Source organism: Pseudomonas sp. S3_A09 (assembly GCF_054668065.1).
On record NZ_CP162752.1, the window covers coordinates 2,627,309 to 2,643,503 of the forward strand.

Annotated in this window: 16 protein-coding genes and 1 pseudogene; 12 read left to right on the forward strand and 5 right to left on the reverse strand. The window is 60.4% G+C overall.

Annotated elements, in window-relative coordinates:
- The first annotated feature begins 127 nt into the window (after positions 1-127).
- The 3 genes from AB4N92_RS12475 to AB4N92_RS12485 all read left to right on the forward strand — a co-directional run bounded on the left by AB4N92_RS12475 (position 128) and on the right by AB4N92_RS12485 (position 3,778).
- Positions 128-1,186, forward strand: a complete 1,059-nt coding sequence (locus AB4N92_RS12475; protein WP_045791461.1) for a PA0069 family radical SAM protein — start codon at positions 128-130, stop codon at positions 1,184-1,186.
- 227 nt (positions 1,187-1,413) lie between these two features.
- Entirely contained in the window at positions 1,414-2,145 is a 732-nt protein-coding gene (locus AB4N92_RS12480) for a carbonic anhydrase (protein ID WP_010207792.1), read from the forward strand.
- Positions 2,146-2,230: 85 nt separating this feature from the next.
- Positions 2,231-3,778, forward strand: a complete 1,548-nt coding sequence (locus AB4N92_RS12485; RefSeq protein ID WP_010207793.1) for a SulP family inorganic anion transporter — start codon at positions 2,231-2,233, stop codon at positions 3,776-3,778.
- 131 nt (positions 3,779-3,909) lie between these two features.
- Here the strand turns inward: AB4N92_RS12485 and AB4N92_RS12490 are convergent, their stop codons facing one another.
- Positions 3,910-4,557: a hypothetical protein gene (locus AB4N92_RS12490; protein ID WP_198831548.1), complete on the reverse strand. Its 648-nt coding sequence runs from the start codon at positions 4,555-4,557 to the stop codon at positions 3,910-3,912.
- A 367-nt stretch (positions 4,558-4,924) separates the two neighbouring features.
- On the opposite strand from AB4N92_RS12490, the gene coxB reads away from it, so the two are divergent.
- From coxB to AB4N92_RS12510, 4 genes are read left to right on the forward strand one after another with little or no spacing between them, the layout of a single operon-like run.
- Positions 4,925-6,052, forward strand: coding sequence for a cytochrome c oxidase subunit II (gene coxB, locus AB4N92_RS12495; protein ID WP_010207796.1), 1,128 nt, complete (start codon positions 4,925-4,927; stop codon positions 6,050-6,052).
- Between the two features lie 58 nt (positions 6,053-6,110).
- The gene (gene ctaD / locus AB4N92_RS12500) at positions 6,111-7,697 is read left to right on the forward strand and encodes a cytochrome c oxidase subunit I (RefSeq protein ID WP_010207801.1); all 1,587 of its coding nucleotides are present in this window, start codon (positions 6,111-6,113) and stop codon (positions 7,695-7,697) included.
- Between the two features lie 21 nt (positions 7,698-7,718).
- Positions 7,719-8,270 (forward strand): cytochrome c oxidase assembly protein, encoded by a 552-nt coding sequence (locus AB4N92_RS12505; RefSeq protein WP_010207802.1) that lies wholly within the window; start codon positions 7,719-7,721, stop codon positions 8,268-8,270.
- 35 nt (positions 8,271-8,305) lie between these two features.
- Entirely contained in the window at positions 8,306-9,193 is an 888-nt protein-coding gene (locus tag AB4N92_RS12510; protein ID WP_010207803.1) for a cytochrome c oxidase subunit 3, read from the forward strand.
- A gap of 6 nt (positions 9,194-9,199) precedes the next feature.
- On the opposite strand, the gene AB4N92_RS12515 is transcribed toward AB4N92_RS12510, so the two are convergent.
- Complete coding sequence (locus AB4N92_RS12515) at positions 9,200-9,403, reverse strand: twin transmembrane helix small protein (RefSeq protein ID WP_016978774.1); 204 nt, start codon at positions 9,401-9,403, stop codon at positions 9,200-9,202.
- A 28-nt stretch (positions 9,404-9,431) separates the two neighbouring features.
- Between AB4N92_RS12515 and AB4N92_RS12520 the strand changes: the two genes are divergently transcribed.
- The 5 genes and pseudogenes from AB4N92_RS12520 (at position 9,432) to AB4N92_RS12540 (ending at position 13,354) form a co-directional block, all read left to right on the forward strand.
- Positions 9,432-10,196, forward strand: a complete 765-nt coding sequence (locus AB4N92_RS12520; RefSeq protein ID WP_236266995.1) for an SURF1 family protein — start codon at positions 9,432-9,434, stop codon at positions 10,194-10,196.
- The gene (locus AB4N92_RS12525) at positions 10,162-10,746 is read left to right on the forward strand and encodes a hypothetical protein (RefSeq protein WP_010207807.1); all 585 of its coding nucleotides are present in this window, start codon (positions 10,162-10,164) and stop codon (positions 10,744-10,746) included. Before AB4N92_RS12520 ends, AB4N92_RS12525 begins: the two co-directional genes overlap by 35 nt.
- 10 nt (positions 10,747-10,756) lie before the next feature.
- A pseudogene (locus AB4N92_RS12530) lies at positions 10,757-11,835 on the forward strand (COX15/CtaA family protein).
- Positions 11,823-12,722 carry a heme o synthase gene (gene cyoE, locus AB4N92_RS12535; protein ID WP_021491404.1) on the forward strand — a complete coding sequence of 300 codons (900 nt, stop codon included), beginning with the start codon at positions 11,823-11,825 and terminating at the stop codon, positions 12,720-12,722. The pseudogene AB4N92_RS12530 and the gene cyoE overlap by 13 nt, the downstream one beginning before the upstream one ends.
- A complete protein-coding gene (locus tag AB4N92_RS12540) occupies positions 12,719-13,354 on the forward strand; it encodes an SCO family protein (protein ID WP_010207811.1) in 636 nt (211 codons plus the stop codon). Before cyoE ends, AB4N92_RS12540 begins: the two co-directional genes overlap by 4 nt.
- Positions 13,355-13,515: 161 nt before the next feature.
- On the opposite strand, the gene AB4N92_RS12545 is transcribed toward AB4N92_RS12540, so the two are convergent.
- The 3 genes from AB4N92_RS12545 to AB4N92_RS12555 are packed head-to-tail and all read right to left on the reverse strand — an operon-like array spanning position 13,516 to position 16,019.
- The gene (locus AB4N92_RS12545; protein WP_047542367.1) at positions 13,516-14,286 is read right to left on the reverse strand and encodes a MetQ/NlpA family ABC transporter substrate-binding protein; all 771 of its coding nucleotides are present in this window, start codon (positions 14,284-14,286) and stop codon (positions 13,516-13,518) included.
- Positions 14,287-14,337: 51 nt separating this feature from the next.
- Entirely contained in the window at positions 14,338-15,012 is a 675-nt protein-coding gene (locus AB4N92_RS12550; protein WP_010207814.1) for a methionine ABC transporter permease, read from the reverse strand.
- Positions 15,012-16,019 (reverse strand): methionine ABC transporter ATP-binding protein, encoded by a 1,008-nt coding sequence (locus AB4N92_RS12555; protein WP_010207815.1) that lies wholly within the window; start codon positions 16,017-16,019, stop codon positions 15,012-15,014. The genes AB4N92_RS12550 and AB4N92_RS12555 overlap by 1 nt, the downstream gene beginning before the upstream one ends.
- Positions 16,020-16,195: the final 176 nt, after the last annotated feature.

Consider the following 16,195-nt stretch of genomic DNA (forward strand, 5'->3'; position numbering starts at 1 on the left):
AAAGTTCGTATGTAATACGGTGCGTTTTCAGCTGTCAGGAGATGGCCTCGAAACTTCCCGCTCGACGGTGCTGGCGCGAAATGCCAGGTTCAAATACTGTATGTGGATACAGTATAGAGGTATGCCCATGAGTTCTCTCCTGCCGCCCCGTGGCCGAGGCACGGCCACCAACCTGCATAACCGCTTTGCGCCTACGGTGAGCGTGGCCGAGGACGATGGTTGGTTTCAGGAAGTGCCACCGACTCAGGGCACTGAAGTGCGTATCGAGACGGCCAAGAGCATCATCACCCGCAACAACTCGCCGGACCTGCCGTTTGATCGTTCGATCAACCCCTACCGTGGCTGCGAGCATGGCTGCATCTACTGCTATGCGCGGCCCAGCCATGCTTATTGGGACATGTCACCGGGGTTGGATTTCGAAACCAAACTGATCGCCAAGACCAACGCCGCCGATGTGTTGGAGCAGCAACTGTCGAGGCCGGGTTATGTGTGCGCGCCGATCAATCTGGGGTCCAATACCGACCCGTACCAGCCGATCGAGCGCGAGTACAAGATCACCCGGCAAATCCTGGAAGTGCTGCTGCGCTATCGCCACCCGGTGACCATTATCACCAAGGGATCGCTGATTTTGCGCGATCTGGACCTGCTCACTGAGTTGGCGCGCCAGCGGCTGGTGGCCGTGATGATCAGCCTCACCAGCCTGGACGACGAACTCAAGCGCATCCTGGAGCCACGCACGGCGGCGCCCAAGGCACGGTTGCGGGCGATTCGGGTGATGCGTGAGGCGGGGATTCCGGTGGGCGTGTTGTGTTCGCCGATGATCCCGATGATCAACGACAGTGAATTGGAGAGTCTGCTGACCGAAGCCCATGCCGCTGGCGCGCAAAGTGCCGCGTACATGATGCTGCGCCTGCCGCTGGAGGTGGCGCCGCTGTTCGAAGATTGGCTGGCGGCGCATTACCCGCAGCGCGCGACCCATGTGATGAGCCTGGTGCGCCAGGTGCGTGGTGGTGAGGTGTATGACAGCCGCTTCGGCGTGCGCATGCGGGGTGAAGGGCCGTTTGCCGATTTGCTGGCTCAACGCTTCAGTAAAGCGATCAAGCGTCTTGGTCTTGATCGGCGGGAAGGTTTTAATCTGGATTGCACGGCCTTTTGCCCTCCGGGCAGACAGATGGCTTTGTTGTAAACTGAAGAGGTGAAACGCGAAACTCCTGTAGGAATGGTCGCGTTTTGATATCACTGAAACCCGCGATCTAGAGCGGTTCATTCAGTTTGAGTTAAGTTTCGACGGTTACCTTGTTCAGCGAGTGACTGATGAGTCGGCGCTCTGGCCTCTGGCGTATTACAACTTTTCCATTGGCTAAGCGTCGAACTGACCTGAAAACTCCCCTGCATTAATCAAGAGGATGAATCATGAGTGACAAGGATAAACAGCCGTTGGCTGCGTCGGCTTCTGCCTCTTCGGTGGCTGAAACCGCCGATGCAGCGCTAAAGCATATCGTTGACGGCTTTTTGCATTTCCATCACGACGTCTTCCCCCAGCAGGAAGAGCTCTTCAAAAAACTTGCCACGGCTCAGAGCCCACGGGCGATGTTCATTACCTGTGCCGACTCGCGCATCGTGCCCGAGCTGATCACCCAAAGTTCGCCTGGCGACCTGTTCGTGACGCGTAACGTCGGCAACGTGGTGCCGCCTTACGGCCAGATGAACGGCGGTGTGTCCACGGCCATCGAGTACGCGGTACTGGCCTTGGGCGTACAGCACATCATCGTCTGCGGGCACTCCGATTGCGGCGCCATGCGCGCGGTACTCAACCCCGACAGCCTGGAGAAGATGCCGACGGTCAAAGCCTGGTTGCGGCATGCCGAGGTCGCCAAGACCATGGTCCATGACAATTGCGACTGCGCCAACGAAGGCGAGAGCATGAAGGTGCTGACCGAAGAAAACGTCATCGCCCAGCTGCAACATTTGCGCACCCACCCCTCCGTGGCTTCGCGCATGGCCAACGGTCATTTATTTATTCATGGTTGGATCTACAACATCGAGACCAGTGAAATCCGGGCCTACGATGCGGACCAGTCTGCGTTCCGCCCATTGAGCGGCGACGGGCCGATTCCTTCCGCGACGCCTAAAGCGCGCTTCTAAAACACTTCCCTGCCGGGTAAAGCGGTGGCTGCCATGGACGCAGCCAGGCTTTGCCGCGCCCGGTAAATGCCTCGGGAGAGTCATCATGCGTGCTGCTCAATTGAAAGCTGTACTGCCACGGGAGCTGCTCGCCTCTGTGGTTGTGTTTCTGGTCGCCCTGCCGCTGTGCATGGGGATCGCGATTGCCTCAGGCATGCCCCCGGCCAAGGGCTTGATCACCGGAATCATCGGTGGCCTGGTGGTGGGTTGGTTGGCAGGCTCGCCGCTGCAGGTCAGTGGCCCGGCGGCGGGCCTGGCGGTGTTGGTGTTCGAGCTGGTGCGCCAGCACGGCATGCTGATGCTCGGGCCGATCCTGTTGTTGGCGGGTTTCCTGCAACTGGTGGCCGGGCGTTTGCGCCTGGGCTGCTGGTTCCGCGTCACGGCGCCGGCGGTGGTGTACGGTATGCTGGCGGGGATTGGCGTATTGATTGTGTTATCCCAGATTCACGTGATGCTCGACGGCGCGCCCAAGCCTTCTGGGCTGGATAACCTGACGGGGTTCCCAGCGGCGTTGGCCGAGGCGATTCCTATCCTGGGCGGCGGCCTGGGTTGGCAGGCGGGATTGCTCGGTTTGTCGACGATGCTGGTGATGTACGCCTGGGACAAATTACGCCCGCAACGCCTGCGCTTTGTGCCGGGTGCCTTGTTGGGTGTAGGCCTGACCACGGTGGTCAGCCTGGTGCTGGCGTTGCAGGTCAAACGCGTGGAAGTCCCGGAAAACCTCGCCGACGCTATCGACTGGCTGCGTCCCAGCGACCTGCTCAACCTCGCTGACCCCCAGTTGCTGATTGCCGCCTTCGCCGTGGCGTTTATCGCGAGCGCCGAAACCCTGCTCTCCGCCGCGGCGGTCGACCGCATGCACAGTGGTCAGCGTTCTGATTTCGATAAGGAGTTGTCCGCCCAGGGTGTCGGTAACATGCTCTGTGGTCTGCTTGGTGCCTTGCCGATGACTGGTGTGATCGTGCGCAGCTCGGCCAACGTGCAGGCCGGTGCGACCACGCGTTTGTCGGCGATGTTCCACGGGCTGTGGCTGCTGGCGTTCGTGCTGTTGCTGTCGAGTGTGCTGCAAAGCATCCCGGTGGCGAGCCTGGCGGGTGTGTTGGTGTACACCGGGATCAAGCTGGTGGACATCAAGGCGTTCAAGGCACTGGGGCGCTATGGGCGGATGCCGATGTTTACCTACGCAGCCACGGCGTTGGCGATCATCTTTACCGACCTGCTGACCGGCGTACTGGTGGGCTTTGGGTTGACGTTGGTCAAGCTGGCGTTCAAGGCTTCGCGGCTCAAGGTCAGCTTGATCGACTTGCCCCAGGAAGGAGAGATGGAGCTGCGTCTGACGGGGGCGGCGACCTTCCTGAAGGTGCCGGCGTTGACCCAGGTGCTCTCGACGGTACCTGCGGGCAGCACCGTGCACGTGCCGTTGAGCAACTTGAGTTACATCGACCATTCCTGCCTGGAGCTACTGGAAGAATGGGGGCGGGCCAATGCGGCCAAGGGCTCGACGCTGGTGATCGAAGCGCGCGGGTTGAAGCGCCGGTTGGAAGGTCGGGTGCGGACGACGACGGGGATAGGTTCGGCGCCGTCTGTGAGCTGACGAAACCGGATCAAAAATGTGGGAGCGGGCTTGCTCGCGAATGCAGGGTGTCAGTCACCGGAAATGTTGACTGAGTCACCGCATTCGCGAGCAAGCCCGCTCCCACGTGGGTTTTGTATTAGATCGAAGATCTAGGCGGGCTGATCCAACGCCAACTCAACCCCCCACTGCCGCGACAGGCACGGCCAGCGTTTCCACGCGGCTTCTGTGTCCGGGCTCTTCAGCTGTTCGCGATAGGCTTCGACCGACTCCAGCGCAAAGCTGTCTTCGTTGAGCATTTCATCCACGGCGTGGTGTACCGCTTCATCCAACTGGTTGGCGAAGGCTTCGCCGATCAGTTGGTGGGCGATGACATTAGCGACAGTCGTGTCGGCCGGAATCAATGGCTGGCCAAAATGCTTGATATAGAGATCGTTCACCTCTTCCACCAATCGATGCGCCAGGTAGGCCTCGTCCAGCAGGCCGTCGAGCCCTTCGTGGCCGGCGAGGATGGCGGGCGGTTGCAGGAAGAAATGCTCGGCGATCTTCAGCACCGGCTTGATCTGGCTTTCGATACCCGCTTCGCGGGCCACGTCGTTGGCGGCGTCGAGTAAATCGGGGACGAGATCGATGTAGGCGGTGACAAAGCGGGTCATGACAATGTGGCGATCACCGTCAGCCAGGGAGATGGCCGAATGCAGGTGCGGCAATTGTTTTTCCAGTTGCTGGGCAAGCTGGCCTGTGCTGGCTTCGTGTTGATGGGCACGGGAAATCTGCTCGCGCAATGCGGCGGTGTTCATGAAAGCTCCAGTGATGCAGGTGTAGGAAAAGGGAGAGGATAAGGTAGCTCGTTTATACGAGCGTCTAAGACGCATTTGTCATAATTATTTCATGGTTATGCGCCACCGTTATATCGAATTGCCATCGTTCGTCGGATAAACGATTCCGCTCCCGGTTTTATTGGCTATTTCCGGTCATTTCTACTCATTTGCCCCTACGCATTGCAGGGTTGCAGAGCGTGTCTATACTCGGGTTTGTACGCGATTAGCTGATGACGCCAGACTGCATAAGCAGGCAAGGCCAGGCGGTTGTAAGCAGTATGGAAGCCGCTCCCTTCGACGCAGGTGCAAACCGGCGGGATAACAAGAACGATAAGGGGAACCCGCAATGATGCGACATCCACACGTTTGGATGGGCCTCCTGTTGTGGTCGGTATTCGGCCAGGCACATGCCGCCTGGACAACGAATATGGCGCCAGGGGCGACAGAAGTCAGTCACGCTGTGTTCGACCTGCACATGACCATTTTCTGGATCTGTGTGGTGATCGGCATCATCGTGTTTGGCGCGATGTTCTGGTCGATGATCCTTCATCGCCGGTCCACGGGCCAGGTCGCGGCCAAGTTCCACGAGAGCACCACCGTGGAAATCCTCTGGACCGTCGTGCCCTTGTTGATCCTGATCGCGATGGCCATTCCTGCGACCAAGACCTTGATCAATATCTACGACAGCAGTGAGTCGGATATCGATATCCAGGTCACCGGCTACCAGTGGAAGTGGCATTACAAATACCTGGGCCAGGACGTGGAGTTCTTCAGCAACCTGGCCACGCCCGCCGAGCAGATCCACAACCAGGCGACCAAAGGTGAACACTACCTGCTGGAAGTCGACCAGCCCCTGGTATTGCCAGTGGGCGCCAAGGTGCGCTTTCTGGTGACGGCCGCCGACGTGATCCACTCCTGGTGGGTGCCGGCCTTTGCGGTCAAGCGCGACGCCATTCCCGGTTTCGTCAATGAGGCCTGGACCCGCGTTGAGAAACCCGGCATCTACCGTGGCCAGTGCGCCGAACTGTGCGGCAAGGACCACGGTTTCATGCCCATTGTGGTCGAGGTCAAGTCCAAGGCCGATTACGAGACCTGGCTTGGCGAGCGCAAGGCAGAGGCCGCCAAGCTCAAGGAGCTGACCTCTAAAGAGTGGACGTTGGAAGAGTTGGTGGCCCGTGGCGACAAGGTCTACCACACCACCTGCGTGGCCTGTCACCAGGCCGAAGGCCAGGGCCTGCCGCCGATGTTCCCGGCGCTCAAGGGCTCGAAGATCGCCACCGGCCCCGCAGCTGATCACCTGAGCATTGTCTACCACGGCAAGCCCGGCACCGCGATGGCGGCCTTTGGCAAACAGCTCTCGGAAGTGGATATCGCTGCCGTAGTGACCTACGAGCGCAATGCCTGGGGCAACAACAAAGGCGACATGGTCACGCCTAAAGACGTGCTGGCCATCAAGCAGGCGGAAAGCAAATGACCTACCTCAAGGCGTCTACCTCGACCCGCCCCGCCCACTCGCTTGCAGGAGAACGGCCATGAGCGCTGTGATCGATGACCATGGTCACGCCGACCATGCCCACGGCCCCGCCAAGGGGTTGATGCGCTGGGTGCTGACCACCAACCACAAAGACATCGGCACCCTGTACCTGTGGTTCGCTTTTGCCATGTTCCTGCTCGGCGGCTCATTTGCCATGGTGATCCGGGCCGAGTTGTTCCAGCCAGGCCTGCAGATTGTGCAGCCGGCGTTCTTCAACCAGATGACCACCATGCACGGGCTGATCATGGTGTTCGGCGCGGTGATGCCAGCGTTTGTAGGCCTGGCCAACTGGATGATCCCGTTGATGATCGGCGCGCCCGACATGGCCCTGCCGCGCATGAACAACTTCAGCTTCTGGCTGTTACCGGCGGCGTTCCTGCTGTTGGTCTCAACGCTGTTCACGCCGGGCGGTGGGCCGAACTTCGGCTGGACCTTCTACGCCCCGCTCTCGACCACCTACGCGCCGGAAAGCGTGACGTTCTTCATCTTCGCGATCCACCTGATGGGCATCAGCTCGATCATGGGCGCGATCAATGTGGTCGCCACCATTCTCAACCTGCGCGCCCCCGGCATGACGTTGATGAAAATGCCGCTGTTTGTCTGGACCTGGCTGATCACCGCGTTCCTGCTGATTGCGGTCATGCCGGTGCTGGCCGGTTGCGTGACCATGATGCTGATGGATATCCACTTCGGCACCAGCTTCTTCAGTGCCGCTGGCGGCGGTGACCCGGTGCTGTTCCAGCACGTGTTCTGGTTCTTCGGCCATCCCGAGGTGTACATCATGATCCTGCCGGCCTTTGGCGCCGTCAGCTCGATCATCCCGACCTTCTCGCGCAAGCCGCTGTTCGGCTACACCTCGATGGTCTACGCCACGGCGAGTATCGCGTTCCTCTCGTTCATCGTGTGGGCGCACCACATGTTTGTGGTGGGCATCCCGCTGGTGGGCGAGCTGTTCTTCATGTACGCCACGTTGCTGATCGCCGTGCCCACGGGGGTGAAGGTGTTCAACTGGGTCAGCACCATGTGGCAAGGCTCGCTGACCTTCGAGACGCCGATGCTGTTTGCCGTGGCCTTTGTGATCCTGTTCACCATCGGTGGGTTCTCCGGGCTGATGCTGGCGATTGCTCCGGCGGACTTCCAGTACCACGACACCTATTTCGTGGTGGCGCATTTCCATTACGTGCTGGTGCCCGGTGCGATCTTCGGCATCTTCGCTTCGGCCTACTACTGGCTGCCGAAATGGACTGGCCACATGTACGACGAAACCCTGGGCAAGCTGCACTTCTGGCTGTCTTTCGTGGGCATGAACATGGCGTTTTTCCCGATGCACTTCGTCGGGCTGGCGGGTATGCCGCGGCGGGTGCCGGACTACAACCTGCAGTTCGCCGACTTCAACATGGTCTCGTCGGTCGGCGCGTTCATGTTCGGCGCCACGCAGATCTTCTTCCTGTTCATTGTGATCAAGTGCATCCGTGGCGGTACACCCGCGCCGGCCAAGCCTTGGGATGGCGCTGAAGGCCTGGAGTGGAGCATCCCTTCGCCTGCGCCGTACCACACGTTCACCACGCCACCGGAGGTCAAATGAACAGGACGATGGGAGGCTGCCATGGCTGAGTCCTTGCCCACCAAGCGCCTGGTCACGCGGCTGCTGATCCTGGTGGTGGCGATGTTCGCCTTCGGCTTTGCACTGGTGCCGATCTACGACGTGATGTGCAAGGCATTCGGCATCAACGGCAAGACGGCCGGGCAGTACGAGGGCGAGCAGATCGTCGATTCCTCGCGCCAGGTGAGAGTGCAGTTTTTGTCCACCAACGCCATCGACATGGTCTGGGATTTTTATGCCAAGGCTGACGAGGTAGTGGTCAACCCGGGCGCGGTGACCGAGATGCTGTTCGTGGCGCACAACCCTACCGATAAGCCAATGACTGCCCAGGCCGTCCCCAGTATTTCCCCGGCCGAAGCGGCGATGTACTTCCACAAGACCGAGTGCTTTTGCTTCACCCAGCAAGTGCTGCAACCGGGCCAACGCATCGAGATGCCGGTGCGTTTTATCGTCGACCGCGACATGCCCAAGGATGTGAAGCATCTGACCCTGGCGTACACGCTGTTCGACATCACTGCGCGCCAACCGCCGGTGGCTGTCCACAGCGGCGGCTAGCTACTGTTTGCCCCCTCAATCAGGAGAGCGAATACATGTCGTCTCATGATACGTACTACGTACCAGCACAAAGCAAATGGCCAATAATTGCCACGTTTGGCCTGTTGATCACGGTGTACGGGTTGGGTCTGTGGTTCAACGACCTCAAGGCCGCGCGCGCGGAATCCCACGGCCCGTGGATCTTTTTCGTCGGCGGGCTGTTGCTGGCTTACATGCTGTTCGGCTGGTTCGGCGCGGTGATCAAGGAAAGCCGTGCCGGTTTGTACAGTTCGCAGATGGACCGCTCGTTCCGCTGGGGCATGACCTGGTTCATCTTTTCCGAGGTGATGTTCTTTATCGCATTCTTCGGTGCGCTTTTTTATGTACGGCACATGTCCGGTCCGTGGCTGGGTGGCGAGGGCCACAAGGGCATTGCGCACATGCTGTGGCCGAACTTCGAATTTGCCTGGCCGTTGCTGAACAACCCCGATCCGAAGATGTACCCGGCACCTGAAGGCACCATCAGCCCCTGGGGCCTGCCGCTGGTGAACACCATCCTGCTGGTGAGCTCCAGCGTGACCATCACCATTGCCCACCATGCGCTGCGCAAAGGTCATCGCGGCGCGCTGAAAATCTGGTTGGCGATCACCGTGCTGTTGGGCCTGGCATTCCTCGGGTTCCAGGCTGAGGAATACATCCACGCCTACAAAGAGCTGGGCCTGACCTTGGGCTCTGGCGTGTACGGCGCGACGTTCTTCATGCTCACCGGCTTCCACGGCGCCCACGTCACCATTGGCACCGTTATTTTGTTCGTGATGCTGATGCGCATCCTCAAGGGGCATTTCAATGCCGAGCACCAGTTCGGTTTCGAGGCGGCCAGTTGGTATTGGCACTTTGTGGATGTGGTGTGGATCGGGCTGTTTTTCTTCGTCTATGTGCTGTGAGGCGCCCTACCACGGCGCATGAGAAACCAGTTGGCCGCTGAAAAAGCCCCAGGCGATCAGCGCCACGGTGATCACGGCCAGCACGACACGCACGGTCAAGGCAGTGACGAGGCGGTTGGAGTTGCCCTCGTCCTTGACCAGGAAGAACAAGCCACTGAACAGGCTCACAACGGTCGCGATCAGCATCAGGGCAATAGCGGCTTTGAGCATGGTCTGGCTCCAATGGGATGGGCGGGCAATGAAAACAAGTATAGCCAGCGCCATAAAATGCTTTCGTCCAGGCGTCGCACCCACTGTGGTGGTGTTGGTGCTGCTGCCGTTGATGGTGGGTCTGGGGTTTTGGCAGCTGTCTCGCGGCCATGAAAAGCAGTTGCTGGTGGACAGTTATGCCGAGCGGCGCGCGGCTGACCCGATCAGCAGCGCGCAGCTCAACGACAAGGCTGACCCCGCCTTTCGCCGCGTGCGGTTGCGCGGTCAATTCGACGCTGAGCACAGCGTGTTTCTCGACAATCGCCTGCGCGACGGCAAAGCCGGCGTAGAGCTGTTGCAACCCTTCCACGACCAGGCCAGCGGCCTGTGGCTGTTGCTCAATCGCGGTTGGCTGCCCTGGCCGGATCGGCGCACGCCGCCCATCTTCACCACGCCGGATCAGCCTGTGAATCTTGACGCCTGGGTGTACATCGCGCCTGGCGAAACCTTCCAGTTGCGCGCGGACCCCACGACCGCGCAATGGCCGCGTCTGCTGACGGCCTTGCACCCTGCCGCGCTCTGGTCCGAGCTGGGCCGCAACGGATTCGCCTACGAACTGCGGGCCGAAGCCGGCCCCGGCACCTACGAAACCACCTGGCCAATCGTCGCCATGGGCCCGGAAAAACACGTGGCGTATGCCGTGCAGTGGTTCGCCATGTCGCTGGCGTTGCTGGCGCTTTATCTCTACCTCGGATGGCACAACAAAAAGGAGAAGCCCCATGGGAGCGGCCACCAATCCACTCAACATGTCTGAAACGCCCGATCGGCGCAAAGGCCGTTGGCAGTTGATCCTGATTCTGATGATGGTGATCGGCCCGATGGCGCTGGCCACCTTCATGTACAAGCTGCAGTTTTGGGTACCGCAGAGCCGCAGCTACCACGGAGAGATGATCGGTAATGGCCAGACCCGTGCTGATATAGGCGTACAGGCCGATGAGCAGCGCTGGCAACTGCTGGTGACCGCGCCCACCGCCTGTGCAGCCGATTGCCAGCAATTGGTGTATCTCGCACGCCAACTGCAAATCAGCCTGGGCCGTGATGCCTCCCGTGCCAGCCATGCCCTGGCCAGTGCGCAACCGGTGAGCGCGGAGTACGAGGCCAAGCTGAAAGTGGAATATCCACAGTTGCAACGCTACTCGCTGGACTTGTCGACCTTCACCAAGGACGCCGCCGCGCCGGGTGACGCGCAGCTGTGGATTGTCGATCCCCACGGCAACCTGGTGCTGCGCTATGACGCCAAGGTCAAGGGCAAGGACTTGCTCAACGACCTGCGCCTTCTGCTGAAACTGTCGAACATCGGATAAGGGCATCGTCATGGCCAAGCCTGGATTTCGCCTCGCGTTGTTTGCCACCCTGCTGGCACTGATCGTCGTGCTGCTCGGCGCCTATACGCGCCTGACCCACGCCGGTCTGGGTTGCCCGGATTGGCCGGGCTGCTATGGCTTCATCAGCGTGCCGAAGACCGAAGCCCAGTTGGCCCATGCCGAGCTGCATTTCCCTGATACGCCGGTCGAGGCGGACAAGGGCTGGGCCGAGATGACCCATCGCTACTTCGCCGGCACCCTGGGCTTGCTGATCGTGCTGCTGGCCGCGCGTTCGTGGAGCCATCGGCGCGATCCAGGCCAGCCGGTGAAGTTGCCGCTCTTTGTGCTGGCGGTGGTATTCGCGCAGGCCGCGTTTGGCATGTGGACGGTGACGCTGAAGCTGTGGCCGCAGGTGGTCACCGGGCATTTGTTAGGCGGTTTTGCGACCTTGAGCCTGCTGTTTCTGCTGACCCTGCGCTTGTCCGGCGTATTGCCCGCCTTGATTGTGCCCAGGCGCCTGCAATATTGGGCGACGGCGGGCCTGGTGCTGGTGATCGGCCAGATCGCGCTGGGGGGTGGGTCAGTTCCAACTACGCGGCGGTGGCCTGTATCGATCTGCCGACGTGCCATGGCGAATGGTGGCCGGCAGCGGATTTTGCCAACGGCTTTCATCTTACCCAGCACATCGGGCCCAACTACCTGGGCGGGCAACTGGACAGTGAGGCACGCACCGCCATCCACCTGACCCATCGCATTGGCGCCGTCATCGTCAGCCTGGTGCTGCTCGGCCTGGCCTGGCAACTGCGTGCAGTAGGTATGACTCGCTTGGCGGGCTTGCTACTGATCGCCCTGGTGGCGCAAATCTGCCTGGGCCTGAGCAATGTGTATTTCCACCTGCCGCTGCCGGTTGCGGTCGGGCATAACGCGGGTGGTGCGGCCTTGTTGCTGACGCTGGTTCTGGTCAACTACCACGCCCGCACCAGCCTGGTCCGGGTGCGCAACCAGTTGCCGTTCGGTTGGCGTTTCATTCCGCGTAAACACGTATCGGGCCTCATCACCCTTAAAGGAGAAATGCCATGGCGACCTTGATCGGCGCGCGTCAGGGTCAGGCGATCTGGCGTGATTACCTGGAGCTGACCAAGCCGAAGGTGGTGGTGCTGATGCTCATTACCTCGCTGGTGGGGATGTTCCTGGCGACCCGTGCAGGCGTGCCGTGGACGGTACTGGTATTTGGCAACCTGGGGATTGCCCTGTGCGCGGGCGGTGCGGCGGCGGTCAATCATGTGGTGGATCGGCGTATCGATGCGGTGATGGCGCGCACTCACAAGCGGCCGCTGGCGGAGGGGCGGGTATCGCCGCTGGCGGCGTTGGCGTTTGCATTGTTTCTGGCTGTTGCAGGATTGGCGCTGTTGCTGGCGTTCACCAACCCGCTGGCGGCTTGGCTGACGCTGGCCTCGCTGCTCGGTTATGCGGTGATCTACACCGGCTTTCTCAAGCGTGCGACGCCGCAGAATATCGTCATCGGTGGCCTGGCCGGTGCTGCGCCGCCACTGCTGGGCTGGGTCGCGGTCACCGGGCATGTCAGCGCCGAGCCCCTGCTGTTGATGCTGATCATCTTCGCCTGGACGCCGCCGCACTTCTGGGCCCTGGCCATTCACCGCAAGGAGGAATACGCCAAGGCGGATATCCCGATGCTGCCGGTGACCCACGGCGAGCACTACACCAAGGTGCATATCCTGCTCTACACCTGCGCCTTGCTGGCGGTGAGCCTGATGCCCTATGTGATCCACATGAGCGGCCCGTTGTACCTTGCGTGTGCACTGCTGTTGGGCGGGCGCTTTCTGCAATGGGCCTGGGTGTTGTACCGTGGCGGTCGGCCGCACGCGGCGATCAACACCTTCAAGTACTCTATCTGGTACTTGCTGCTGCTGTTTATCGCGCTGCTCCTCGACCACTACCTACTGTTGAACCTATGACTCGAACTCAAAAAACTGTCTTCATCCTGGTGGCCCTGGTGGCATTGATCATGGGCCTGACCGTTAACAAAGTGCTATCGGGCAAAGGCCAGGGTGACCCTACCGCCTTGATTGACGCTGGCATCATCCTGTTGCCGCAAAGCCGTCAGTTGCCGCCGGTGACCATGACCAACCAGGACGGCCAGCCAGTGGTGGTCAACGAATTGAAAGGCAAGTGGAGCCTGCTGTTCTTCGGCTACACCTTCTGCCCGGATATCTGCCCGACCACCCTCGCCCAGCTGCGCCAGATCAAGAGCGAACTGCCCAAGGACGTTGTGGATAAGTTGCAGGTGATCCTGGTCAGCGTCGACCCGAACCGCGACACGCCGACTCAGCTCAAGCAGTACCTGGGCTACTTCGACCCGCAGTTCCAGGGCCTGACCGGCGCAAACGTGGAGGAGGTGCAGAAGGTGTCGAATGCGGTGAGCATTCCGTTCATTCCGGCCGATACCAGCAAGCCCAACTACACCGTCGACCACAGTGGCAACCTGGCGCTGATCGGACCGGATGGGACCCAGCGTGGGTTTATCCGGGCGCCGTTGAACAATCAGAAGCTGGTAGCGCAATTGCCCGGCTTGCTACTGCGTAAATAAGTCGGACGCCAACCCTGCCAACAACACAAAACAGATGTGGGAGCTGGCTTGCCTGCGATTGCGGGGGGCCAGCCAACATCTTCGTCGACTGACACTCCGCATTCGCGAGCAAGCCCGCTCCCACATTTTTTGATCTCCAGTGTTTGGGAGATCGAGTCAGATCAGAACGCTGGCTTGATCGCGCCTTTGTACTTCTCTTCGATGAATTTCTTCACTTCAGGCGTGTGCAGGGCAGCAACCAGCTTCTTCACAGCGTCCGAGTCTTTGTTGTCTTCGCGCGTCACCAGGATGTTCACGTAAGGCGAGTCGCTGCCTTCGATGACCAATGCGTCCTTGGACGGATCCAGCTTGGCTTCCAGCGCGTAGTTGGTGTTGATCAGCGCCAGGTCGACCTGGGTCAGCACGCGCGGCAGGGTGGCGGCTTCCAGTTCGCGGAACTTCAGGTTCTTTTCGTTCTTGGTGATGTCCTTGATGGTCGACAGGATGTTGGTCGGGTCCTTCAGGGTGATCAGGCCATTCTTGGCCAGCAGCAACAGCGCGCGGCCGCCGTTGGTGGCGTCGTTCGGGATCACGACGTTTGCGCCGCTAGGCAGCTCGTCCAGCTTCTTGTACTTGCTGGAGTAGGCGCCCAGGGGTTCCAGGTGCACGGCGCCGACGCTCACCAGGTGAGTGCCCTTGGCCTTGTTGAACTCATCCAGGTACGGCTGGTGCTGGAAGAAGTTGGCGTCCAGGCGCTTTTCAGCGACTTGTACGTTCGGCTGCACGTAGTCGGTGAAGACTTTGACCTGCAGGTCTACGCCTTCTTTGGCGAGCGCAGGTTTCACGAATTCCAGGATTTCCGCATGAGGCACCGGCGAAGCAGCGACCGTAATGGTCTCGGCGTGGGCGGAAAACGCGGCAACGGCGGCGAAAGCAACCAGTAGTTTTTTCATCCAACAAGCTCCTTGTTCGGGCATGTACCGGCTTGCGGCCGGCAATGGCCGTTATTTTCGAGAAAAGTGCACCACCAGCTTGTCGCCGACGGTTTGCAGAATTTGCACCAGGATCAACAGCATCACCACGGTGACCACCATCACATCGGTCTGGAAACGCTGGTACCCGAAACGGATCGCCAGGTCACCCAAGCCACCGGCACCGACGACACCGGCCATCGCCGTGTAGGACACCAGTGTAATCGCCGTCACCGTAATCGCTGCGAAAATGCCGGGACGGGCTTCGGGCAGCAAGGCGTTGGTGATGATCTGGCGCGTGCTGGCGCCCATGGATTGGGTGGCTTCGATGATGCCGCGGTCCACTTCACGCAGGGCGGTTTCCACCAGCCGCGCGAAGAACGGCGTTGCGCCCACGACCAGCGGTGGAATCGCCCCCGCCACACCCAGCGAAGTGCCGGTGATCAGTACGGTGAACGGGATCATCACGATTAACAGAATAATGAACGGCAGCGAACGCAGGATATTCACGATCAGCGACAGCAGCGCGTACAGGCCTTTCTGTTCGAACAGTTGGCGCGGGCTGGTCAGGAACAACAGCACGCCCAGCGGCAGACCGAGCACTACGGTGAAGAACAGTGAGCCGAACAGCATGGTCATGGTGTCGCCGGTGGCGAGCCAGATTTCGGACCAGTCGATATTGGCGAAGAAACTCAACAGGACGTCCATTAGCGCAGGATCTCCATGTGGACGTCAGCGGCGGTGAAGCGCGCAAACGCGGCTTCCATGTCGCCACCGGTGACGGCGAGGGTCAATTGCCCGTAAGGGATGTCTTTGATGCGGTCGATACGGCCGGCGAGGATGCTGTAGTCCACACCCGTTTCGCGGGCGACGGTGCCCAGCAGTGGCGCGTAAGTCGCTTCACCCTGAAACGTCAGGCGCACGATGCGGCCGGGTACGTGGGCGAAGTCGTCGCGTTGCTCGTTTTCGTCGACCTGCTCGGACTCTTGCACGAAGCGTTTGGTGGTCGGGTGCTTGGGGTGCAGGAACACGTCGGCCACCGAGCCTTGCTCGACGATCACGCCGGCGTCCATCACGGCCACCTGGTCGCACACGCGGCGGATCACGTCCATTTCATGGGTGATCAGCACGATGGTCAGCTTCAACTCGCGGTTGATCTCGGCCAGCAGCTGCAGCACCGAGGCGGTGGTCTGTGGGTCGAGGGCGCTGGTGGCTTCGTCGCACAGCAAAATCTTTGGCTTGGTCGCCAGGGCGCGGGCGATGCCGACGCGCTGCTTCTGGCCACCGGACAACTGCGCCGGGTACTTCTTGGCGTGGTCCGACAGGCCGACACGAGCGAGCAACTCTGCAACGCGCTGGTCGATCTCCTTGCGCGACAACTCGCCGGCCAGGGTCAGCGGCAGCGCCACGTTGTCGGCGACGGTCTTGGACGCCAGGAGGTTGAAGTGCTGGAAGATCATCCCGACCTGCTGGCGGAAACGGCGCAGGCCGTTGGCGTCCAGCGCGGTGACTTCTTCGCCGTCGACCGTGATCTTCCCGCCACTCGGTTCTTCGAGGCGGTTGATCAGACGCAGCAGGGTGCTTTTACCCGCACCAGAGTGGCCGATCAGGCCGAACACCTGGCCGTTTTCGACACTCAAGCTGGTGGAGTGCAGCGCGGGAATATCCTTACCGGCGACGCGGTAAGTTTTATGGACGTTTTGAAACTCGATCACGTAGCGAACCTTGTGGGGCGCATGGAAAAGGGATCAGCGGTTAGCCGGGCGCGCATTTTAGCCTGTCCGTATAGTGTTTCTTAGCATTTATTTCGCATTCAACCAGCGATTTGGCAATAACGCGATCAAAGGTCATAAAAAAGGAACGGCCCAAAACCCCATCAGTCACTACTTAA